Origin of the sequence: Pedobacter miscanthi (assembly GCF_003315595.1) — a bacterium.
Classification (GTDB): Bacteria; Bacteroidota; Bacteroidia; order Sphingobacteriales; family Sphingobacteriaceae; genus Pedobacter; species Pedobacter miscanthi.
Genome location: NZ_QNQU01000047.1, coordinates 1 through 23279 on the forward strand (window position 1 = coordinate 1; position 23279 = coordinate 23279).

The window sequence follows — 23279 nt, forward strand, 5'->3', positions numbered from 1 at the left end:
TCTACTCCTTAAATTAAGATCAAAACAAATCTAAAGGACGGTACGAAGGGTTTATTCCTTCCGTGCCAATCCGTGCCTCCGTGGCAAAAATATCTCAGTGGCAAAAAACAAAAAAGCCGCTCCGATTTTTACATCGGAACGGCGTATATTAAACTGAGTTGTGGTTAAACTAACCTTCCAGTTCCATAATCTCGGCAGCTAAACTTTCCCACTTTTCCTGGCTTTTGTCTAAATCTGCTTTGGTTGCTACATAACGTTTATTGGCTTCGGCAAGTTTTTCTGCATTGCCGTAAACATTTTCATCAGCCAGTTCTGCTTCGATGTTTTTAACATTTTGCTCCAGCTCAGTAATCAGCTTTTCAGTTTTCTGCAGTTCGTCGTTCAGTTTTTTTAACTGATTGGCTGTATTCGGGGTATTTGGTTTTGGCTCTGCTTTGGGTTTCTCAGGCATTTTAACCGGTATCGGTTTTGAAATTGGAATTACCCTCTTGCTGTTCCACTCCTCATACTCAGCATAAGTACCCGGATATTGTTTGATTTTTTCGCCTTCGATAAACCAGATTTTGTTGGCCACATTATCAAGGAAATACCTGTCGTGTGATACCGCAATAAATGTACCTTCAAACTGTTGTAAAGCCTGAATCAAAATATTAACCGACTGGATATCCAGGTGGTTGGTAGGCTCATCGAGAATCAAAAAGTTCGAATCTGTTGTTAACGATTTCGCCAATGCCACACGCGATTTTTCCCCTCCCGACAGCACTTTGATCTTTTTAAACACATCATCACCGGTAAACAGGAAACAGCCTAAAATGCTACGCAGCTCAGTATCGGTATGTTTTGGTGCAAATGCCTGTAACTCTTCTAAAATCGCGTTTTCAAGGTGCAAAGATTCTAACTGGTGCTGCGCAAAAAAAGTTGTGGTTACATTATGACCGGTTTCTACAAGGCCTTCGAACTTTTCGGTACCTGCAATCATTCTCAATAAGGTTGATTTACCTTTACCGTTTGCACCGATCAGGGCAATTTTATCACCTTTTTCGATTACCGCTTCTGCATCTTCCAGAATGTGCACATTTGGATAATGTTTGGTGGCATGTTCGATACGTACTACGTGACGGCCAGATGGTTTGGTAAATTTAAAGCTGAAGTTTACCGTTGGATTTTCATCGTCAACATCTTCAATACGCTCCATTTTATCCAAAGCTTTCATCCGCGATTGCGCCATTTTTGCCTTAGAAGCTTTTGCCTTAAAACGTTCAATTAAACGTTCTTCCTGCTTGATTTTGGCCTGCTGGTTTTTAAATTCACCTTTTTGGATTTCGCCACGTAAAGCTTTTTCTTCTACATAAAAGCTATAATTACCTGCATAAACAGTTAATTTACCTTTACGCGATTCTACCGTACGGTTTACAATCTTATCCAGGAAATACCTGTCGTGCGATACAATTACAATAGCACCCTCAAAACCCATTAAATAATTTTCCAGCCATTTAATAGAAGGTAAATCCATGTGGTTGGTAGGCTCATCCAGTAAAAGAATATCCGGATCCTGCAAAAGGATTTTGGCCAGCATTACACGCATACGCCAGCCTCCTGAGAAGGTATTTAACGGACGCAGCTGGTCTGCTGTGCTGAAACCTAAACCGGCCAGGATTTCGTTAGCCCTATATTCGATGTTATAACCATCTAAAGCTTCAAATTCCTGCTGTTTATCGCTCAGTTTAAATAAAACCTCTTCGCTATAATCTGTTTCGATTTTTTTTAGCAATTCTTCAATTTCATCGTGCAGCTGGTTCTGGCGCTCAAAAGCCTCCATGGCCACATGCAAAATGCTATGGTGCGAATCGTAAGAAAGTAAATCCTGGTTTAAGTAACCGATTTTAAGGTCTTTCGACATCGAAACGGTACCCGAACTCGGGGCATATTCGCCTACAATTATTTTTAAAAGTGTTGATTTTCCTGTTCCGTTGGCACCGATCAAACCTGCCCTGTCACCTGGTTTAATGTGCCAGTTGGCATCATCATATAAGGCCCTCGAGCCGATCAGGAATGTTAAATTATTTATTGAAATCATTTCGGCTGCAAAAGTACGAAATTTAAAGGCTTTTTTCAGATCGAAACTTAAATAGGAGAGATCGTTCCTTTTTCTGTCATTCCGAATACAATAAAAAATCTTTGATGATACAATTGTCAAATAAATTTTGATTTCAATAAAACCTTCTTACCTTTGTACTGTAATAAAAATAATTACAGAATGAGCAATAGCCGGTTTCCTGTTTCCCTACATATCTTAACCTTATTAAATGAGGCGAAAGGTGCTGTGGTGAGTTCTGAATACCTGGCCGGGAGTATTAATATCAATCCTGTTTTGGTGCGCAAAGAAATCATGAATTTGCGTAAACATGGTTTTGTGGAGAGTAAAGAAGGTAAGGGCGGAGGTTCATTTCTGGCTAAAAGTGCTTCGGATATTAACTTGGGCGAAGTGTATAAATCGGTTAGGGGCAGCAATGTGCTGGGGCAGAGTAAAAACGAACCGAATCCGAAATGTCCGGTTGGGCGGCAGATCAACCAACATTTAGATTCGTTGTACAGCGATGCCGAAAATGCCCTGATTGCCAATTTATCTAAACAGACACTGGCAGATTTCGCCTCAAAGTTTGAATAAATTTTTTTGAGTATAACTGTAATAAAAAATATTACAATATTAATAAATTAAAAATTAAATAACATGAAAGTAGCATTAATTGGAGCATCAGGCTTTGTAGGTAAAGCCATTTTAAATGAATTAGTAAGCCGTGGAAACGAAGTAGTTGCCATTGCACGCGATACCGATAAAATTGAAAGCAGCAGCGATAAAGTAAGCAAAGTAGCGGCCGACGTTTTGGATACCGAAAAATTAGCCGGAAGTTTAAAAGGAGCGGATGCCGTGGTAAGTGCGTTTAATGCTGGTTGGAGCAACCCAAATTTATATAACGATACCGTACAGGGCGCAGAAGCTATACAGAAAGCGGTAAAGGCAGCGGGAGTTAAACGTTACATTTTTATTGGCGGCGCTGGTACTTTGCAAATCGACGGACATCAGATTGTTGACGGACCTAATTTTCCAGCAGAATATAAGCCCGGAGCAACAGCGGTAAGGGATTATTTTAACACTTTAAAACAGGAAAAAGAACTGGACTGGTTATTTTTTAGTCCTGCGATCGAAATGCACCAGGGTATTACCATTGGTCGCACAGGCAAATACCGTTTAGGTAAAACAAGCCCGGTTTTTAACGAAGAAGGCCGTTCAATTTTATCGGTAGAGGATTTAGCGATCGTAATTGCTGATGAGCTTGAAAACAACGCGCATCACCAGGAGCAGTTTACTGCGGCGTACTAAAGGATGGATAATGGGAGATGGAAAATGGATGAGGGGAAAGTTGGTTTATTGGCCATTTGTTATTCGTTGATGGTTTGATAGTTCATGGTTGATTGTCGAAATGCTTATCGCGATAGCTTTATTGGTTATTGATAATTGGATCATTGGTGATTGTCATTAAAAATTGATTATTGGTGATTATCTTTTATGAAAGTCAGGCCATCAACCAAACGTTGGATATTACACTGGTATTTATGCACCTATTTATGCACCCTGACCAATGAACTAATGGCTCGTGAACTAATCAACTTGTAAGATTCATCATCCATTTTACATTTTCCATCTTCCATAATTACCTATAAGTTCTTATCTTCGTGGCATGTATAGCCTTATTAAACCAATATTCTTCAAGTTTGACCCTGAAAACGTACATTATTTCGTTGTAAAGCGGTTAAAATGGTTTAATGATAAGTTTCCTTTGGGTAAAACCATCATCCGGAGCAGTTTTGATGTTCATATTAAAGGTTTAGAACGCGAGGTTTTTGGGATAAAATTCAGAAACCCCGTTGGTTTGGCTGCCGGATTTGATAAAAACGGCGAATATGTAGAACCCTTAAGCAATTTAGGTTTCGGGTTTATTGAAGTGGGTACGGTAACACCAATGCCCCAGCCGGGAAACGACAAGCCACGTATGTTCCGTTTGCCTAATGATGAAGCTCTGATCAACAGGATGGGTTTTAACAATAAAGGGGTAGATGTAATGGCCGAACGTTTGCGTTTGCTAAAAGATAAACATCCTGATATTGTTGTAGGTGGAAATATCGGCAAAAATAAAGCTACACCAAATGAAGACGCGGTAAGCGATTACATTAAATGTTTCGACCGCCTGTTTGATGTGGTTGATTATTTTGTGGTGAATGTTAGTTCGCCCAATACCCCTGGTTTACGCGAACTGCAGGAGAAAGAACCGCTTAAAAAAATCCTCAATACTTTACAGCAACGCAACCGTAAAAACGATATTTCGCGTCCGATTTTATTAAAAATTGCACCCGATTTAACCGATGCGCAATTGGATGATATCATCGAAATTGTAGCAGAAACAAATATTGCAGGCATTATTGCCACCAACACCACCATCAGCAGGGAAAATTTGGCTACAGAGCAGAATTTAAAAGCTGAAACCGGCGGATTGAGCGGAAAGCCTGTTAAAGAACGTTCTACAGAGGTAATCCGTTACCTTTCGGAGAAATCGAACAAAGCATTTCCGATTATCGGTGTCGGCGGGATCCACTCTGCAAAAGACGCTCAGGAAAAAATGGATGCAGGCGCTTCTTTAGTGCAATTGTATACCGGTTTTATCTACGAAGGTCCGGGATTGATCAAAAGCATCTGCAAAGCATTGGTTTAGATGCAGTCTGGTTGTCTATAACCTGGTCGTCACGCTGAATTTATTTCAGGGTCTATCTAGCAGGAAGGATGATGATCCCGAAACTCCGGGACAGCATGACGATTGTGTTGAAAAAATAATGACTCTATTTTAATTAACCCCAAGCCACCATTGTTTAAATGGCTGCTTTCTGTTGTTAAGGTATACCACTTCGCCAATCATCGGACTGGCCAAAGGAATGTTATTGGCTTTTGCAAGTGCCGAAATTTTAATCAAAGGTTCGTCCCAGGGATGCTTTCCCAATGTAAATTTAGAATTATGGACAGGCAAGATTCGTTTGGCTTTTAAATCTTTAGCCGCCTGCAGTACATCTTCGGGCAGGTTATGCACCGAACGCCAGGCTTTATCATACTGTCCGGATTCAATAATGGCAAGATCTATCGGACCGAACTTTTTGCCTGCATCGGCGTAATGATTATCGTAACCACCATCTCCACTGTAATAAATCTTCATCGTTGGCGATTGGATAATGTACGACATCCAGAGTGTTTTTGCGCTAATTAAACCCCGACTTGATTCGTGGTGAGTAGGAGCGGTATAAATAGTGTAGTTATCTCCAACTTCAACCTGTTCATCCCAGTCTTTTTCGATCAGCTTCTCTGCCGGATAACCCCAGTATTCGAAATGAGCACCAACACCCAATCCGCAGATTACCTGTTTTACTTTATCTTTCAGGGCAACGATTGTTTGATAATCCAGGTGATCGTAATGATCGTGCGAAATAATGAGGTAATCAACAGGGGGAATATCGGCTGCGGTATAAATGTTACTGCCTTTATAAGCTTTTGGACCCCAGGGAAGTGGCGATGCCCGCTTGCTGAAAACAGGATCGATTAAAATCCTTTTACCATCCAACTGGATATAACTCGAAGAATGACCGAACCAAACCAATACATTTGAATCTAAAGGAATATTGAACAGATTGGTCTTTACAGAAGGAATAACATCTACAGGGCTGGTGCGCGGATGGTGTTTAAACAGGGTAGAGTAAATCTCGCCGGCAATAGTATATCCTTCAGCAATGGTTGGTTTTTCAATCTGGTTATGGAATTTCCCATCTTTATAATGGGGCGATTTTTCTATCCTGGCCAGCCTTTCTCCTTCGGGCGAAGCGCCAAATTGCGGTTGCCTCATGTAGAAAAAGGTAATAATGGCTAAAACCAATACCATTACCAATAAAGAAAGAAAAGTGTTCCTTAATATTTTTAAAAATCGGCGCATTTTAGGTTTCATTTAATCTGCAACCAGTACTTTGATATCAGCAATTTCTAAAACCTGTTTAGGATAGCCTTTCTGTACGGCATTGATCATGGCCTGACCTACCTGTTTTAGTGTTAATGATAATTTAGGCAGCAGGATAGGGAAAATCCAGATAACAGGTTTAAAGATGACCTTTACATTTTTCTGTTGTTTAAAAGGTTTCATAAAACCCGGTCGGAAGTTGTATTGGGCTTTAAAAGGAAGTTTCATCAAGGCATTTTCAGTTTTCCCTTTTATGCGTGCCCACATTATTTTACCTTTTTCGGTGCTATCCGTATGTCCGCCTGATACAAAATTGAAAACCATATCAGGGTTCCATTTTGCCAGTTGCCTGGCAAATGCCATGGTAGTTTCATAAGTGATATGATTGTATTTTTCCTCTTTCATGCCAACAGAACTGATACCGGCACAATAGAAACAGGCATCGTAACCCGATAACTGAATTTCAAAATTATCGATTTTGGTAAAATCACTTACAATCAGTTCTTTTAATTTAGGGTGCTGAAGATCGTAGTGTTTGCGGTTAACAATTAATACCTCTTTTACTGTAACGTTTTCTAAACATTCGAACAAAACGCCTTCGCCAACCATTCCGGTGGCTCCTGTGATCATTACCTTCATATTCTCCCTTAATTTTAAACAAAGATCGACATTTAAATCATTATACGCTTTGTTGAAAAGTCCAAATTTGCTTTGCTGAAAGGCTCAAGAGTGCGCTGGTTTATTTCTGCCTTTTTACCATTTCGTTAATCCATATAGGAGCAAAGGGTGAGGTACAGCCTTTCGAAACGGGATAATCGCGGTAAATCCCCAATTTTTCGCCTATTGCAAGGGCTCTTTCCCTGTAAACCGGATGATTAATGCCAATTTGTGCCAGTGCGGTATTCATGGTCCATTGGGTTTCAGGGGCAGCTTTTGGCATTTCATTTTCGATGCGATCCAATATTGCAGGGATATCTAAACCCTCCTGATCTCTTGCAATTCTTCCGCTGGTTAGACTCCAGCCTGCACGGGCCAGCATTTTATCGTTGGCGTTCATCCATTTTTCGCGGAATTGCTCTTTATTGGGATATTCTTTAACCACATAGTTATAAAACCAATCGGAAGCCCAGGCAAAATTTTCAGAAGAGACCATTTTTTCAATTTCTGCAGCCGATAATTCTTTAGGATTGAGAATCAGGATTGCGAGCATCCTGGCATCAATGTTTCCGGTTTCCCATAATGCTAATGCCTGCTGATGATCTGTTTTGATCTTTTTGGCCAGGGTTCTGATATCGCCCATTTTAACACCAAATAGATTTTCGCGGGCGCCATTTTTGAGGTGCTGTTTCCGTACTTTTTCATCTGCAAGCGATTGGAGGGTAGAAAGGGTTTCGGTAAGGTTCATATTTCTCCGTAAAAATCTGATAGGTTAAAGTTAAGGTTTTTTTAAGGAAGGAAGGAAGGAAGGAAGGAAGGATGGAAGGAAGGCTTAGACTTCAACAAGAGGGGCGTCATCTCGACTGGAGAGCAGCGGAATGGAGAGATCTATCTCAAGACAGATTTTGCGACTTCGTTAAATCCGATAGTTATCCTATTGCGCGGACACAAATACCAATATTTTTTTTCCCTCCTATGCCGCGGGGGCATGGTAGTTTTTCACAGTTAATGTTGTTTTTAATTGTGTTCAAGAATGCTGCGCATTTTGGAGCGCCAAAGTACCCAAAGCGCTTCGTCAATCCAGCAATGTGCACTCACACAAGGCCCATACACATCAAAAAAACAACGGCACTTTGTTTTGTGCGGCAAATACTCAGTTAACGGGTCGGCTAAAACAGCACAAAACCACTGCGTTTTATGTTTGGCAGTGCTAATTGTTCTATTTTGCAACTGTTTTTTTGATTCCCCTACACTTGGGATTGACGGTCGTTCTTCGGTAAAACCAGTTTGTTTTTTTAANACACTTGGGATTGACGGTCGTTCTTCGGTAAAACCAGTTTGTTTTTTTAAGCAAGCTAGCATAGCACCTTAAAAAGATGTGTCCATAAGATAGGGTAGCTATCGGGCCCGCTCGAGATGACGGAGCCAGTTGGAGTTGTATCAAAAAATCAGCGCATAAAAAAAGCATCCTTTGATCAGAAGGATGCTTTAAAAATTTTTAGTTCTAAAAACTATTTTGCCAAAGCAGCTAAAACAGCATTGTTTTTAGCTAATTGATCGTTTTTAGGTTGTGCAGAACGGCTTCCTAACTCGATGTTAGTTGCTCTTTTTAAAAATGCTACCTCTTGGTGAGCTGTATTTTTATTTCTTCTGTCTTTTCTTTTTAATCTGGTAACTGCCATGGTAATAACCTTTTTATTATTTTATTTGTACAAATGGAGGTCGAGAGCGGATTCGAACCGCTGTAGAAGGTTTTGCAGACCTCTGCCTAGCCACTCGGCCACTCGACCCTTAAATTCAAGGCTGCAAAAATAGCAATTATTAGTTAGCCCGCAAATAATATCTCAATTTAATTTCGAACTCGCACTAATTCAGCGCAAAAGATTGCGGCGCTCACCGCAACGTTTAACGATTCGGCCTCACCAATCCTCGGAATGGTTACCGGTTTATTTATTTTTTTGATCACTTCGGGCGAAATTCCCTTGCCTTCGTTGCCCAAAATCACCAATCCCTCATTACCCCATTGTGTTTTATAAATCGATTCGCCATCCAATAAAGCGCCGAATACCGGGAGTTTATTGTCGGTTAAAAATGCAGGTAAATCTGTCTCGAAAATATTCACCCTCGCCAGCGATCCCATGGTAGCCTGTACGGTTTTGGGATTGAATACTTCTACACTATCGAGCGAGCAGATGATATTTTTAAAACCAAACCAATCTGCTGTACGGATAATGGTACCCATATTGCCCGGATCCTGCACGCCATCTAAAACCAAAGTGAATTGATTTTTCAGCTCTTTTTGGTCTAATTGTTTGTTTTTAGGGATATGAACCAGTGCTAAAAAGCCCTGTGGGGTTTGCAGCGTACTAATCTTGTCTAATTCAGCGTTCTTTACTTCAAATAAGTTTATATTTGCAGGCAATTTGGGTAACAAATTGTATTGTTCGCTGTTGTAAAATATAGTATGGATGTGGTAACTTGAATTAATAAATTCTTTTATGGATTTTATGCCTTCAACAATAAATAAACCATGCTCTTTACGGTACTTTTTTTGATGTAACGACTTTATAAAACTAATCTGTGATTTTGAAAGCATACCAATACTTGATAAATATAAAACTGAAAAGCACTGCAATATTACTATTTATTATTGTTTTAATTCAGGCCTGCTCATCAACAAAATACATTGCCGACTACCAATCGATTGTTAAAAAGGTAACGATTGACAGCGTTGACAAGAAATTTGAAGAACAGGCTTACAATTACGTCCAGAAAGATCTCAGACCGGCCTCTAAGCTCAGTATCCAGGTGCCTTTATACAATCTCTTCAATACCAAAAATGGCAGGTACAAAACGAACGATATCAAACCTTTTGGTACACCACCCGCTATTTTGGATAGTACTTTGGTAGAAATTTCGAGAACACAGATACAAAAATTCTTAAAAAGCAAAGGTTACCGCCAGGCAGAGGTTACATCCGCCATCAAGGTAGTAAATAAGAAAGCAGAAGTAATTTTTAGTGCAAAACCAGGACCGGCCTATTTTATTGATAAACTGACCGATTCAATCCCAAATGCGAATATCAGGAACCTTTACGAGGCGAATAAAGTTGGGGTAACCCACCTGCATAAAGGCATGCAGTATGATGAAGATTCGTTAACCTACGAAAGGGAGCAGATATACCGCATCATGAAAGAAAACGGTTATTTCTATTTTTTAAGGCCTTATGTAAGTTTTGATGTTTATGGTGCGGAGGCTAGCTCCAAGACCAATAAAATGGACTTAAACCTGAATGTTAACGATCCGAATGAAGGACCACACAAGCAGTTTAATATTGGTTATACACACATGATTATTGCGCCAAATCCGGATGGTTTCCCGGATTCGGTACGGTATAAACTGAGCAAGGATACTTTAAATGGAATTATATTTACTGATTTCTCTAAACGTTACCGCAGAAATCCGATTGTTCGTTACGATTTTTTAAAACAGGGTGAACTTTATGATATCCGCAACGAAAACCTTACTTACGACCGCTTATACGAACTGAATATTTTTAAAAACGTAAAAATTGATTATTTCAGAAGAGACAGCACTTCGAATAGGGTAAATGCAGTAATACAGCTTATTCCACAAAAGGTGATGAGTAACCGTATTGAGGGTGAGGTACCGTTTAATGGTGGTACAGTTGGTTTTAACCTGAGTAATACCTATACCAATAACAATATTTTTAGAGGGGCCGAAAGGTTTGAACTGCAGGTAAAAGGCGGTTTGCAATCGAGGATAGGTAATGGCGCCAAACCATTCAGTGATATTTACCAGCGCGATTTTTCAATCAGTGCAAGTATTACCGTACCCAGACTGATGATTCCTTTCTATAATCCTACCCTTGGTGGAAACGGAATGCCACATACCACTTTTTCGAGCAGTTACATCTATGCCCTGCAAAAAGATGTTTCGGTAAGAAGGATTTTTATCAATTCAATCACTTATGACTGGGTAGAAACGAAATCGAAACTGCACTCTTTTACGCCTTTAAACTTCGAATACCGTTTTGGCTATCTGGATCCCAACGTAGATGCGCAAACCGTACTAAATAATCTTTACTATTCTACTTTGTTAGGCAGGAAAGATTTGACTTTAGGAATGAAATATACTTATACCTTAAATGCAAACAAGCTTAACGAATACCGTTCTTTTGTTTATTTAAGGGCCGGAATGGATATTGCCGGAAATTTGTTACAGGGAATATCTAAACTGGGTGGCTCAAAACATGATCCGGCAAATAATGATCCTGCAAAGATATTAGGTTTGCCTTTTAACCAATACATGCGCCCTGAGGTTGATTTAAGGTGGTATAAACACTTAGGCGGAGAAAGGCAGTTTGTTGCCCGTTTAAACGCTGGTGTGGCTTACGCTTACGGAAACTCGGTACTAACCGGTATCCCTTTCGAAAAGCAGTTTTTTGCAGGCGGATCGAGCGGTGTGAGGGCCTGGCAGGCGAGAACTATCGGACCGGGCAACTATGATAGAGGACTTTTAAGGAGTGATACTTTACGGAAAGCATTTTTCGGACTCGACCAGTTGGGAACTATGCGGATTGAAACCAACTTTGAATACCGCTTTACCGTGGCCAAAAAGTTTTTTGGTGCAACCTTAAAAGGAGCGGCCTTTGTTGATGTTGGTAACGTATGGAACCTTCGTAAAGGCGAATCAATCCTTGTTGGAACTCCATCTCTCGATGAACAAACGGTATTTAAATTAAGCAAGTTTGCAAAACAGCTTGCTGTGGGTACAGGCCTTGGGCTTAGGTACGATGTACAATATTTTGTGTTTAGGTTTGATGTTGGATTGAAACTTAAAGACCCTCAGTTTACAGGTTCAGATCAATGGGTGATCAGTAAGTTCTTATCGGGCGCAAGAGCATTTAAAGATGATTACAATGCCACGCACGGACCTGATACTTACCGTTTCCTACAATATAACTTTGGTATCGGTATGCCATTCTAATTTAACCGAAAAGGCTTAATGCCTTGGCTTTTGTATCTGGATTTTTGAATGAAAACGCTTTAAAAGGCTGCCATCTTTTATCCTGGTGTTTGTAAACAGAAAAAGAGGAAACGCCAAATTCGCGCTTAAATTTCCGGTCTTTAAACGCTTCGGTAATCTGTTTAAAAACAGGTTTTATATCCCTGAATGCCAGGGTGAGGTGTGGATTGAATTTCTCTTTTTTCTCGATTAATTTTAATGGCTGTAATTGCTTTGATATCTGTTTTTCAAGATTCATTATGCCCTCATTTTTTTCTACGTCGAGGAAAAAAGTGTGTTCAGGAAATGAATTGAAATTTTTTAATACCTGCGTAAACGCTGTACTGAAAGCGGCATCTTCCAATGCTTTGAAAAACCTGTTTTCAGCTTCCAGTGATGATAATTTAACTGGTGGATATAACGTTATATGTGCTGGTCTTTTTAAGGATTCGTGCACATTAAATTTCTCCGAAATGTAGGTTCTGATTTCATCAATATCCTCTACAATAGAAACTGGAGGAACTATACATACCAAAAAAAGATTTTCCATAGCACAAATTTACTAAAATTATTAGTATTTTAAAAATCGTTACAAACGATTGGTGATTGCTCACTCGTTAGAAACGAGCGAGAGCGCCCGCTAGACTGTAATTTCGAGCAAAGTACAACGAAGTCGAGAAATCTGTTAAGATAGATCTCTCCGTTTCGCTGCGCTTCAGTCGAGATGACGATTTTTTTGTTATTTCTTGCCACGGATGCACGGATTAACACGGAAAAGCCTGCGTAAATATTAGAGACAGGTTAGGGTTAAATGACAGACCTGAGTGAAATAAACCCGACCGGCAGCGTTATCCCGATCGCGCAATAACTTGTTTTATCCACTAATTATCGGGATTAAGCAAAGGGCGGGACTGGTAGAGCCGAAGCACCACAGGCACTGCTTTTCTAAAACAAATAGCGATGAAGCATTGATTAACTTAGTCATCTAGTGTCAGATGGGAACATCTTAGACCACAAAGAACAACTGCTTATTATTTTTTCTGTAGATTTCTCCACTACGGTCGAAATGACGGAGTTGCTGCATCAGACCAGATTCTTCAATCCATCAAAAATACTTTCGAAAAAGGTAGAAAGATTTAGTCCGTTGCTGTGATTAAAATACACAAATACCAAAAATACGATCACCACGAATATAATGAGCTTACGGAATGCAAATGCAATAATGATGAGTGCAATTGGAATGATGAACAGCCATAGGCTATTAATTGCGTAGGGACTTAAATCGGTATCTTTTTTATATACATAAACCAATTTGCTGTGGGTGCCGCTATCGTTCTGGTGTTTGATATACACAAAGGTAGATTTATCGATAGGCAGAGGCAAAACGGCAATACCATCGTTAAACTTCAGGATTTGTGTAAAACCGCTTACGCTAAAGGTATAGGTACCATTTATATTTTCGTTGGGTGTGTTTAACGAATCGGCTGCAATTATGGCCAGTTTATTGTTTTTGAGCAGATTTTCTTTTACCAGAAAATTGTTGATTGCCGCATTTTGGGCAAAGCCAAAAAAGCCAGTTAAACACAGGGATAATAAGAATAAGATTCGTTTCATTCGATAGAACGTTTATTGTAAATTAAATAACCGATATGCAATAATACACCATTTCTTTTAATGGCATCGTTATATAAATTATAGCTCAGGCTTACTGGTCCCAGGGGTGAATGATAAACCAGGCCTGCGGTACCGGCGTATCGTATTTTGGTAATGGCCTTGGCATAATCTACATCCTGAAAATTGTTCAGCTCAAACTCTTTGTGCGGTAAAAATAAATAACCTTCCAATCTAAAATCGAGATTTTTTTTAACATTATAAATGTTTTTTATCCCGCCGGCGGCATAAGTGGTAGCCCTGAATTTATCGAGGAATAACGAGCGGCTATCCTGCAGGGGATAAAAGGCAGGAGCAGTTAACAAAGTAGCGTAATAATTGCTAAATAAAGGCTGGTTAGAAATTACCCCTTCTATAATATAACCCAGTGTATACTTTTTGATGTGTAAAAAATAATTTTCCTGGGTGAGCTTTATACTGCCCCAGTGATGCAAACGACTAAATTCGGGACTTTTAACAAAACCCGGTGTATTGCGGAAGATATTGCCTGGGTCGTAACTTTCGCGGCCTGTGGTATAATTAATGCTTAAAGAAAAGCTTTGTCCGTTGGTGGCATATTGTTTTCGGTTAAGCGAATTTTTCTCAAAATTTAAGGAACCTCTAAACCCGTTAAAAACGGTTTCATCCAGCACATCTCCAACGTTAAAGGTGTTGTTGGGGCTGTAATGGTCGCTATTATTGATGAATGTTGAGTGGAGAACGATTTTGGTATTATAATTTAAGGGCATTCCCATCATCAGATCGATTTTACGGTCGGATTGCTCGATGTAAATAGGGTGCGGGTTTTCGATAAAAATCTGGCTGGTGTTATAGTAATTCCAGTGGTTATAAGTGAGCTCTGCAGCAAGGAATAAGGGTAGTTTGGTTGGATAATCAACACGTCCGTTTACCTGCACCGATTCGTAAAAACGGCCGGAATAGAAACTGGTTCCAAAGGTGTATGATTTACGGTTGAGATAATTGTATTGCGCACCTAAAAAAACATTACTGATGGGCCTGGTAGAAATATTGCCACCTAACTCGAGCTTAAAACTCTTTTTTGGCTGTGCCACCACTTCAAAAGTATAACTATCTGTTGCTGCCTGATAGGAAATTTTAGGATAAACGGTTTCAAAAGTCTGGTCGGCTACGAGTTTGTAATATCCCCGCCTAATATCTTTGAGATCGAAAGTGGCTTTATCACTTTTAAAAAGCCTTTCCACATATTTCTTTTGTTGTGCATTAACACCCGATACGGTAACATTGCTGAATTTAAGCTCGGGTTTTTGTGCATTGAATTTTTCCCTTCTTTTGGCCAATTCTTCATCGCTTACCCTTCTGCTGATCAGCGCTTTAATCCTGGGCATATCGGCCATGGTGGCATCATATCCCTTTTTAATCAATTCGGCAACCGGGGCAAAATTAGTTACGCTATAATTGGCCAGATTGGGCTGGATGTACACCCCGTTTTTACCGATCATAGTCGAATCGGATTTGGAGAGGAACATATACACCAGGAAACGGTTCATCAGACGGTCGTCGATGTTTTTTGGGTATTCGTTATAGGTTTTCGATGAAACGTTGGCACCGATCATGTAATCGGGTTTAAACTCCCTTTCCATTACATCTGCAGGAAAATTATTGTACAAACCACCATCGAAAACATATTTACCATCGAGTTTTATCGGCCGGTAAATAATCGGAACCGTCATGGTTGCCCTTACCGCCTCGGCCAAACTTCCCTTGCTTACGGTAATGCTTTTTTGCGAAAGCACATCGGCCACCATACAGCGATACGGAACAAAAAGATTATCGAAATTATCTTTTGAAACAGCAGATGCCTGTGAAAAGAGCTCCAAAAATGCAAAATTTAGCGGAATATCGTTAATAAGGTTGGAGCGGAAGCTAAAATGAAAACCGGTATCTATCGCCACTTTTGCGGTAAGCATAGAGGCATTTGGTGCATTTTTCTGAAAATAAAAGGTATAATCGCTGGTGTAACGGCCATTTACCCAGTTCTGGAAATTGTTGCTTAAGGCGATTTCTTCAATCTGTTTGGGGCTGTAACCGGCTGCATACATAGCACCAACAATACCACCCATTGATGTACCTGTGATATAATCAATAGGAATATGGTTTTCTTCTAGTGCTTTTAAGGTGCCAATATGTGATAATCCTTTTGCACCGCCTCCACTAAAAACCAAACCAACCTTTTGCGCTTGCAATTGGTTACAGCACAGAACGAAAAGGATCAGCAAAAATCTTGTAAAAGTTACCACGCCTAAAAATAGGTGTTTTTCTTTTAAAATCAGTTCAATATGAAAATGTTATAGGTTAAAAGCGTGGCAAAACTTACCCAGATTAAATAGGGGATAAAAATCAGTCCTGCCCACTTGTTGATTTTATAAAAGATAAGGCCATTGATTACGACGAATATCAACAGTAAAATAATTTCGGCAAGGGCAAAACCAACTTCACGGAGATAAAAGAAAATGAACGACCAGGCTAAATTGAGGATCAGCTGGATCAGATAAATGGCAACTGTACGCGGAAAATGCACAATTTTATCACGCCTGATCCAAACCAGGTAAGCTGCAATGCCTATAAGTACGTAAAGTGTTGTCCAAACGGGGGCAAAAAGCGAATCAGGCGGGTTAAAAGAAGGTTTATTGAGTGTTGTATACCAGGTTTTAACAGATTGGGCAGTTGCCCAGGCGCCAAGGGCCCCGATACCCAGCGTAATGGCAATACTAATGATAAAAGCTACCGGTTTAAATTTCATGCTGTAAATTTGAGTTTAAACAACGATAAAACCTAAAAAGTTTTACCTGCCGATACCCGGAACAACTGCTAAACTTTCAGTATCATCATTACCAACACTTTGTACCGCAAATAAATAGTTGTCTTTGCTGTAAGGTAACCTTAACTCGTTAGCCGTGGTGAAAAATTTCTTTTCCCAAACCGGGCTGCTGGTTTCGCGCATTAGTACATAATAACCTTTTACGGTACCATTTGCAGGTGCTTTCCAGTACAGGTAAGTAGAGTTGCTCAGGTTTTTTACATCTACCTTTACCTCGGTAGGTACCGATGGTGCTTTTGCCAGGTTGGCCAGAACAGCAATATTTACGCCCGTATTTTTACGCAGGTATTCGAAATCCATAAATTCCTGCAAATCGCCATACCGAACACCTTTTTCGGTCCGGAGGTCCTGGTGCTGGTGATCGAAGTTTTCGTTCATTTCGGTAATACGTACCGCGGTAAAACCGTTTTCTACAAATGGCGTATGGTCTCCACCGCGTAAAAACCTGTCGTTTCTGTAAATTAGTTTTACTTCGAGCTGGTCTACATAACGTTCGCCGGTTTCTTTAACATAACGGGCCAGCTGGCGGCTTTTTCCGTCATTTTCCAAACCAAACTGGCGAATATTCTTTGCATTTTTATCGAGTTCGTAACTGGGTAAACCTTCGCTAAAAACGCGTAACCTGGTGTTATCTATGATCTGTGTTTCGCTGCTGTTGTTGCTGCCTATCATATCGTTGTTTAACATGGCATCTACATTCCAGCCTTCTTTTTTTGCTTTTGCAGCCATAAAACCCGATCCCAGTAAAGATTGTTCTTCGCCGCTTACCGCTACAAAAATAATGGTGGCCGAAAATTTATACTGGCTCATAATCCGGGCGGCTTCAATTACACCTGCCACTCCGCTGCCATCATCATTGGCGCCTGGGGCATCGCTGGTTCTGTTCATTACATCGGTAACGCGGCTATCAAGGTGGCCACTTACCACATACACACGTTTATCGTTGGCATCAGTTCCTTTTAATACGGCTACGGCGTTGCCCAGTAAAGTGGGCTGATCTACCCTTTTTCCATCGGGTTTAAAGGTTGTGGTATCTAGGTAAGCAATAAGTCTGCCATCGCTCTGTTTGGCAAACTGGTTAAATTTGGCTACTACCCAATTTCTTGCAGCACCAATTCCCCTGTTTTTGCTTTTAATATCACTTAATGTACTCCTGGTACCAAAAGCAACCATTTTGGAGATATAAGATTTTAAAGAATCCTGACTAACCGATTTTACCATTTTATCGATATCCTGGTTGCGGATAACCATCGTTTGCGCCTTTATGGATAAACTTACAGCAGTAAAAAGTATAATGGAGTAGATTTTTTTCATCTTGATCATCAAAATTTAATTAGATAGCTAATATATCGAATGAAATATTAAAAAATGCCGTACAGATCTGTTTCTATGTAACATTTTGGGCATAAAAAAAGCCCTTTGAAGCTAATCAAAGGGCCAGGTTGTTTGGTTTTAATATTATTTTGCTACTGTAGCAGTCATTACCTCTGCTTTGCTCCAGTTACCAAAAGCTTTTTTTGCTGAAGATTTTGCTGCGCTTAATTCTACATCACCCGCAATGGTTAAAAATGTTTTTTCAGGAGAAATCTGGCTGTAAAAATTTTGTACGTCTTCCAACGTTAAGGCGTTGATAGATGCCTCATTTACCGACTGATCGTAATCATAATCGTGCGCTTTCAAACTAATCATCAATTTAGCCTTTGCCGTGTTAAAAGTTTTTTGATCAATGGTTGCTTTCTGGATCAATGAAGCCATCTGGATCAAATCTTTATCAAGGTCTGCACTTGCCGTAGCCAGTTTACCACTGTTATCGTTAAAGCTGATGTTTTGGTTTTTGCCAACATTTTCATTCAGTATGGCATTTAATAATTCAACCACACCGTCTTTTTTACCTTCAAATGCTTTTGCATCCAGCGTGAAGCTAGAATAAGCTTTAGGCGATCTGTCATTCTCTGAGATAATGATGTTCATGCCGTTTTTAAGTTTGTAGCCAACAGGCTCCTTAAATGTTTGTGCTTTAGCTGTAAATGCAGCCAGGATGATTAGGGATGATGATGCGATTGTTTTAATCTTGTTCATTTTATTTTTTTAAATAGGATTTAAATTTTGTTCGGATTGATAACCAAAATTACGGGCTGATTAGCTTTTAAACCTATAGCAAGGCGTTAGAAAGGCAAAAATCATAGACGAACGGGCGTATATACGTGACGAATTCGGGATCGGATTTCTGCAAATATATATTTTATTCATTTTGTTCATTATTTATTCATTAAAAATATTCCTGCTGGTTATGCTTAGTTTTATTTGTGACGTTAATCTGATAATAATGAATTGCCTGATTGTAGATGACCACGAAATTGCCCGTGATACGTTAATCCGTTTACTAAAAATTGATACTTCCCTGAAATTGATTGCAGCCTGCGAAAATGCGGCAGAGGTTTATAAAAACCTTGCGGCACATAAAGTAGATTTATTATTTCTGGATATCGAGATGCCGGGTGTATCGGGAATAGAACTGGTAAAGGGCCTCGGCGAAAAAAGGCCCCTGATTATATTCGTTACTTCAAAAAAAGACTACGCGCTTGAAGCTTTCGATTTAAACGTTGTCGATTTTATAACAAAGCCCATTACACCCGACCGCTTTTTAAAAGCTGTGAATAAGGCCCACGAAGTTTACAACCTCAGTAACCTGTTTATGGGAAATAGTTATGATGAATTTGTATTTATCAGGGATGCCGGTGTAATAAGGCGCATTAAAATGGAGGATATCAACTACTTCGAGGCACAGGGAGATTACGTAAAGATTTATATGGATGAAAAACTGCATGCAGTACATTCATCATTAAAATCAATAGAAAATAAGCTGCCCGTAAAATCTTTTGTACGCGTGCACCGGTCGTTTATTGTTAATATAGGAAAAATTGATTCGGTGGAGGGCAATACTTTGATTTTACATAAACGTTTTGTGCCGGTATCTGATGCCTATAAAGCCAGCCTGAATAAAAGAATGCAAATCTTATAATAACCTGCGCCAGAAATCATTTAGTAATCGTTAATGTTTAAGCAGTTTTTGCCCAACGGTATAACGTGGATATAAAACATGGAACCATACTCGTACCAAACCATCGATTTAAGTTATTTAAAAGAACTCAGCATGGGCGATACGGGCTATGAACTGGAGATGGCCGAAAAATTTGTTGAACTGGTTTCAGATGAAATGATACAGCTTGCCGCTTATCTGGAAGGGGGAGATATTGAGGCATTAAAGCGATTGGTACATAAAATGCGATCTACCATTTACCTGATGGGTTTAAGGCCCAAACTTATTATCGCTATCGAAGCTATTGAATACGAAAAGCTGGCTGCTGAACAATTAAAGTTTCATGTTGATGCGATTTTAACCGTATGCAGAAAAGCCAAAGAAGAAGTTTTGCTATTTCTGGATAAGACCAGATAACCGTTCTTTTTCTTTGGCTGAGATTTAGATTGCTAATGTTTACGAAGCATACAGGTGACCGGAGGTAGAAAGTGATGTTTTGCTGCCTATAAATTCCTTTATTTCCCTGATGGTTTCTTCCGGTGCACTGATGTGCGGAAAATGTCCGGTGGCTTTCATTACTACCAAAAAGTTTTCAGGTGTATTTTTATTGATAAATTCGCCCGCCGACAAAGGTGCTATGATATCATTCGAGCTTTGCAAAGTTAGGCTTGGTACTTCGAGATCTTTTAATTTATCCCTGTAATCGGCTTTAAAAGTTGCCATTGCAAAAGCCAGGGCCACACTCGGATCGGTAGCTTCGAAACATTCCTGCAAAAAATCAGAAAGTTCGGGTTTCAATGGAGTATCCATTACCACCGGTGCCAGTTGTTTGCTCCAAACTACATAATCGTCGGCTATCATCTCAAAAATGTTTTCAAGATCGCCCACATTAAAGCCACCAATGTATTCGCCATCATTCAGATACCTTGGAGACGGACCGATGAATACCAGTTTTTTAAATCTTTCAGGTATCTGTAATGCTGCGATCATACCAATCATGCTGCTTACCGAATGACCAACAAAAATGACATCGTGCAGGTCGACTGCTTCGATAATATCGATCACATCACAGGCATAACCCTCGAGGGTACTATACTTCAGCTTATCATATTGACTAAGGTCGGAATCGCCTGAGCCTACATAATCGAATAGTATAACTTTATAGTCCTTTAGAAAAGCATCGGTCATGTATTTCCAGGAGCTCTGCGCGCAACCAAAACCATGGGCGAACATGATTACCTGGCTACCTTCGCCAAGTACCTTTACATTATTTCTGATGAGTATAGGATGCACGATGTTTTATTTTAAATTCTGATTTAAGTTAAACAATGTAACTGTTTTTTTATAATAAAATAAAAAATGAACAAAAGTAACGGGCTTTTTTGTGAACAGTGTTTTTTTAGTCTTAAGTCTGGAGTCAATAGTCCTTAGTCGAGCTCATCTATTTGTTGACCATAAGGTGTTAAGGGACATTAAAGTGGGCGAAGCATCTGGTTATTTTGATAAGCGTAGGGCGTAAGAAGATTTGACTATCAACTATGAACCATCAAACCAACAAACAGTTTTCAGTTGGCAGTTTTCAGTTTTCAATGAAGGAATCACTAATGACTAATTTTTTACCACCAAGACACGAAGGCACAAAGTTCGCGGTTTTCAGTTCGGTATTTGTATACGGTTAACCGATTTAAACAATTAACCGATTAACCAACCAATCAACTAATGCCCAATGAACCAATTACCAGTTAAACAATTTAGCAATCCTAACAACTTAATATATTAATCCTTATCTTGCTTTAGTAAAACGTTTAACCAAATATGAAGAATTACATTGCATTATTACTTATTGCCTGTTTTTCAGCTTTTTATGCTAAAGGTCAGGTCAATCTAAAATCATTTAAAAATAACGGGGCTACCGTGTCTTCCAGTAAAAAAGAGCTGGTATTAAACTGGCCGGTGGGCAATGGAGCTTTTGGCAAAATGGTTTTGAACCTCGATCAGGCGAAGCCTTTATTCAGCAGTTTGCAGCTGGGTAAAAAGGGTGCTTTAAAAGAAATTGCTGTCAACCTCGATCCTGCATTTGTTTTACGGGTGGGTAAACGTACTTTAAGCCCCGAAAGTGGCGGTTGGGATGTATTTTTCGATCGGGTACCTACAAGGCCGTACACTACCAATGCGGTAAAATTTAAAAAGGGAGCGGCCAGTGTTTCGAGTTATGGCTCGCAAACGGTGGTAAAGATAAATGGAATTGAAAGCGAAAACTTTAAAGGTGCTTTAGAGATAACACTATATAACGGCAGCCCTTTATTTAACATAGCGGCTGTGGTATCTACCCAAAAAGATTCTACGGCAATTTTATACGATGCCGGATTGGTGAATAAAAAAGAGATATGGAACCATGTTGTTTGGAGTGATGTAAAAGGAAATCTGCAGATAGAAAAAGGCGCTAAAACCGATGCTGCTAAAAATCTCGAAGTAAAATACCGTACCGTAATCGGCGAAAATACAGGCGGCAGTCTGGCTGTTTTTCCGGCACCTCATCAATATTTCTATCCTTTGGATGAAGCCTTTAACCTTAAATTTACCTGGAAAGGCAGTAATTACTTAAACCTGATCCCCGATTTTGGTATCGGCATCCGCCAGGATCCTTTGGGTGATAGACGTTATGTGCCCTGGTTTAATGCGCCGCCAAATACACAGCAGAGACTCAATTTTTTCTGTTTATTGAGTACGGGCAAAGCAGGTGCCGCCTTAACCGAAGTTAAAAAGTTTACCCATAACGATTCGTATGTTGCATTGCCCGGTTATAAAACGATGGCCAGTCATTTTCATAACGAGTTCATCTCTGATATAGTGTTGAGCGGAAAACCCGTTCCTGAAAAGCCCGAATTTGTTGAAGTGCTTAAAAAAACAGGCTTAAATATTGTAAAGCTTGCCGAGTTTCATGGTCCGGGGCACCCGAAAGGACCAGATTCTACCCGTTTAAAAGAACTGGATGCCTTGTTTAAACAAACCAAACGGTTATCTGACCCCAATTTTTTATTACTACCGGGGGAAGAAGCGAATAACTTTTATGGCGGACACTGGCTTGCCTTTTTCCCGAAACCGGTTTACTGGGTGATGTCGCGGAAAGGTGATCTCCCTTTCGAAAGCAATGATCCGAAGTATGGAAAAGTGTACCGAGTTAATGATAAAGCCGAAATGCTTAAACTACTGGAGCAGGAGCATGGTTTGGCCTGGACGGCACATGCGCGTACCAAAGCCTCAACAGGTTATCCGGATAGATATAAGGAAGAAGATTTTTTTAAATCGGAAACCTTTATGGGCGCGGCCTGGAAGGCTATTCCGGCGGATCTTTCGCTGCCTACCTTAAGTAAAAGGGTATTAAACCTGATGGATGATATGGCGAACTGGGGTTTGAGGAAACATGTGATTTCGGAGGCCGATATTTTTACCATTACCGAACAGAATGAAATGTATGCACATTTAAATGTGAACTATTTGCAACTGGATAAGGTGCCTGATTATGCCAATGGCTGGCAGCCTGTGCTGGATGTAATTCGGAAAGGAAAGTTTTTTGTTTCAACAGGCGAGGTACTGATCCCTAAGTTTAATGTTAACGGTAAAGGCGCAGGTGAAACCTTGAAAATTGATGCAAGCGGTAAAACGACAGTAAACATGCAGCTGAACTGGACTTTCCCGTTAAGTTTTGCAGAAATTGTATCGGGCGATGGGAAAAAAGTGTGCCGCAAGCGCATTAATTTAAATACAACGCAGGCTTTTGGTAAAAAGGATTTCAGCTGGCCGGTTGATTTGAAAGGACATAAATGGGTGAGGGTAGAAGCCTGGGATATTGCCAGTAACGGTGCTTTTACGCAGATGGTATGGCTGGAATAAAGTAACACTCGAGGGGCGTCATTTCGAGCGGAGTGTAACGTAGCCGAGAAATCTGTCTTGAGATAGATCTCTCCACTCACTACCGATATAAAATCGGTAC

20 protein-coding genes and 1 tRNA gene are annotated in these 23279 nt (G+C 40.0%); 7 read left to right on the plus strand and 14 right to left on the minus strand.

Features of this window, described 5'->3' with window-relative positions:
* Nucleotides 1–169: 169 nt before the first annotated feature.
* Nucleotides 170–2077 (minus strand): ABC-F family ATP-binding cassette domain-containing protein, encoded by a 1908-nt coding sequence (locus tag DRW42_RS27715; RefSeq protein ID WP_113952129.1) that lies wholly within the window; start codon nt 2075–2077, stop codon nt 170–172.
* Between the two features lie 180 nt (nt 2078–2257).
* Between DRW42_RS27715 and DRW42_RS27720 the strand changes: the two genes are divergently transcribed.
* The 3 genes from DRW42_RS27720 to DRW42_RS27730 all read left to right on the plus strand — a co-directional run bounded on the left by DRW42_RS27720 (nt 2258) and on the right by DRW42_RS27730 (nt 4769).
* A complete protein-coding gene (locus DRW42_RS27720; RefSeq protein WP_113952112.1) occupies nt 2258–2668 on the plus strand; it encodes an Rrf2 family transcriptional regulator in 411 nt (136 codons plus the stop codon).
* A gap of 63 nt (nt 2669–2731) precedes the next feature.
* On the plus strand, nt 2732–3382 hold the full coding sequence (locus tag DRW42_RS27725; protein WP_113952113.1) for an NAD(P)-dependent oxidoreductase: 651 nt from the start codon (nt 2732–2734) through the stop codon (nt 3380–3382).
* Nucleotides 3383–3740: 358 nt separating this feature from the next.
* Nucleotides 3741–4769, plus strand: coding sequence for a quinone-dependent dihydroorotate dehydrogenase (locus DRW42_RS27730; protein WP_113952114.1), 1029 nt, complete (start codon nt 3741–3743; stop codon nt 4767–4769).
* A gap of 129 nt (nt 4770–4898) precedes the next feature.
* On the opposite strand, the gene DRW42_RS27735 is transcribed toward DRW42_RS27730, so the two are convergent.
* The 6 genes from DRW42_RS27735 to DRW42_RS27765 all read right to left on the minus strand — a co-directional run bounded on the left by DRW42_RS27735 (nt 4899) and on the right by DRW42_RS27765 (nt 9303).
* Entirely contained in the window at nt 4899–6029 is a 1131-nt protein-coding gene (locus DRW42_RS27735) for an MBL fold metallo-hydrolase (protein ID WP_113952130.1), read from the minus strand.
* Between the two features lie 12 nt (nt 6030–6041).
* The gene (locus tag DRW42_RS27740) at nt 6042–6689 is read right to left on the minus strand and encodes an NAD-dependent epimerase/dehydratase family protein (RefSeq protein WP_113952115.1); all 648 of its coding nucleotides are present in this window, start codon (nt 6687–6689) and stop codon (nt 6042–6044) included.
* Nucleotides 6690–6789: 100 nt separating this feature from the next.
* Nucleotides 6790–7455 (minus strand): DNA alkylation repair protein, encoded by a 666-nt coding sequence (locus DRW42_RS27745; protein ID WP_113952116.1) that lies wholly within the window; start codon nt 7453–7455, stop codon nt 6790–6792.
* A gap of 763 nt (nt 7456–8218) precedes the next feature.
* Nucleotides 8219–8389 carry a hypothetical protein gene (locus DRW42_RS27755; protein ID WP_029275070.1) on the minus strand — a complete coding sequence of 57 codons (171 nt, stop codon included), beginning with the start codon at nt 8387–8389 and terminating at the stop codon, nt 8219–8221.
* 34 nt (nt 8390–8423) lie between these two features.
* Nucleotides 8424–8497 (minus strand) — tRNA-Cys (locus DRW42_RS27760).
* A gap of 59 nt (nt 8498–8556) precedes the next feature.
* A complete protein-coding gene (locus tag DRW42_RS27765; RefSeq protein WP_113952118.1) occupies nt 8557–9303 on the minus strand; it encodes a TrmH family RNA methyltransferase in 747 nt (248 codons plus the stop codon).
* Here DRW42_RS27765 and tamL point away from each other — a divergent pair.
* Nucleotides 9288–11717 carry a translocation and assembly module lipoprotein TamL gene (gene tamL / locus DRW42_RS27770; protein WP_244215380.1) on the plus strand — a complete coding sequence of 810 codons (2430 nt, stop codon included), beginning with the start codon at nt 9288–9290 and terminating at the stop codon, nt 11715–11717. The two genes, DRW42_RS27765 and tamL, sit on opposite strands and share 16 nt — an antisense overlap.
* A 1-nt stretch (nt 11718) precedes the next feature.
* Here the strand turns inward: tamL and DRW42_RS27775 are convergent, their stop codons facing one another.
* The 6 genes from DRW42_RS27775 to DRW42_RS27800 all read right to left on the minus strand — a co-directional run bounded on the left by DRW42_RS27775 (nt 11719) and on the right by DRW42_RS27800 (nt 18324).
* The gene (locus DRW42_RS27775; protein WP_113952120.1) at nt 11719–12285 is read right to left on the minus strand and encodes a 2'-5' RNA ligase family protein; all 567 of its coding nucleotides are present in this window, start codon (nt 12283–12285) and stop codon (nt 11719–11721) included.
* Nucleotides 12286–12818: 533 nt separating this feature from the next.
* Entirely contained in the window at nt 12819–13349 is a 531-nt protein-coding gene (locus DRW42_RS27780; RefSeq protein ID WP_113952121.1) for a hypothetical protein, read from the minus strand.
* Nucleotides 13346–15610 (minus strand): patatin-like phospholipase family protein, encoded by a 2265-nt coding sequence (locus DRW42_RS27785; RefSeq protein WP_244215381.1) that lies wholly within the window; start codon nt 15608–15610, stop codon nt 13346–13348. Before DRW42_RS27785 ends, DRW42_RS27780 begins: the two co-directional genes overlap by 4 nt.
* Nucleotides 15611–15693: 83 nt before the next feature.
* Complete coding sequence (locus DRW42_RS27790; RefSeq protein WP_113952122.1) at nt 15694–16167, minus strand: TspO/MBR family protein; 474 nt, start codon at nt 16165–16167, stop codon at nt 15694–15696.
* A gap of 42 nt (nt 16168–16209) precedes the next feature.
* Nucleotides 16210–17559 (minus strand): M28 family metallopeptidase, encoded by a 1350-nt coding sequence (locus DRW42_RS27795; RefSeq protein ID WP_113952123.1) that lies wholly within the window; start codon nt 17557–17559, stop codon nt 16210–16212.
* Between the two features lie 144 nt (nt 17560–17703).
* Nucleotides 17704–18324, minus strand: a complete 621-nt coding sequence (locus tag DRW42_RS27800; RefSeq protein WP_113952124.1) for a peptidase M16 family protein — start codon at nt 18322–18324, stop codon at nt 17704–17706.
* A 247-nt stretch (nt 18325–18571) separates the two neighbouring features.
* Between DRW42_RS27800 and DRW42_RS27805 the strand changes: the two genes are divergently transcribed.
* Both DRW42_RS27805 and DRW42_RS27810 read left to right on the plus strand, forming a co-directional pair.
* Nucleotides 18572–19267 (plus strand): LytR/AlgR family response regulator transcription factor, encoded by a 696-nt coding sequence (locus DRW42_RS27805; RefSeq protein WP_113952125.1) that lies wholly within the window; start codon nt 18572–18574, stop codon nt 19265–19267.
* Between the two features lie 78 nt (nt 19268–19345).
* The gene (locus DRW42_RS27810) at nt 19346–19702 is read left to right on the plus strand and encodes a hypothetical protein (protein ID WP_113952126.1); all 357 of its coding nucleotides are present in this window, start codon (nt 19346–19348) and stop codon (nt 19700–19702) included.
* 39 nt (nt 19703–19741) lie between these two features.
* Here DRW42_RS27810 and DRW42_RS27815 read toward each other — a convergent pair whose 3' ends face one another.
* Nucleotides 19742–20578: an alpha/beta fold hydrolase gene (locus DRW42_RS27815; RefSeq protein ID WP_113952127.1), complete on the minus strand. Its 837-nt coding sequence runs from the start codon at nt 20576–20578 to the stop codon at nt 19742–19744.
* Nucleotides 20579–21100: 522 nt separating this feature from the next.
* On the opposite strand from DRW42_RS27815, the gene DRW42_RS27820 reads away from it, so the two are divergent.
* Entirely contained in the window at nt 21101–23179 is a 2079-nt protein-coding gene (locus DRW42_RS27820) for a CehA/McbA family metallohydrolase domain-containing protein (RefSeq protein WP_113952128.1), read from the plus strand.
* Nucleotides 23180–23279 lie beyond the last annotated feature (100 nt).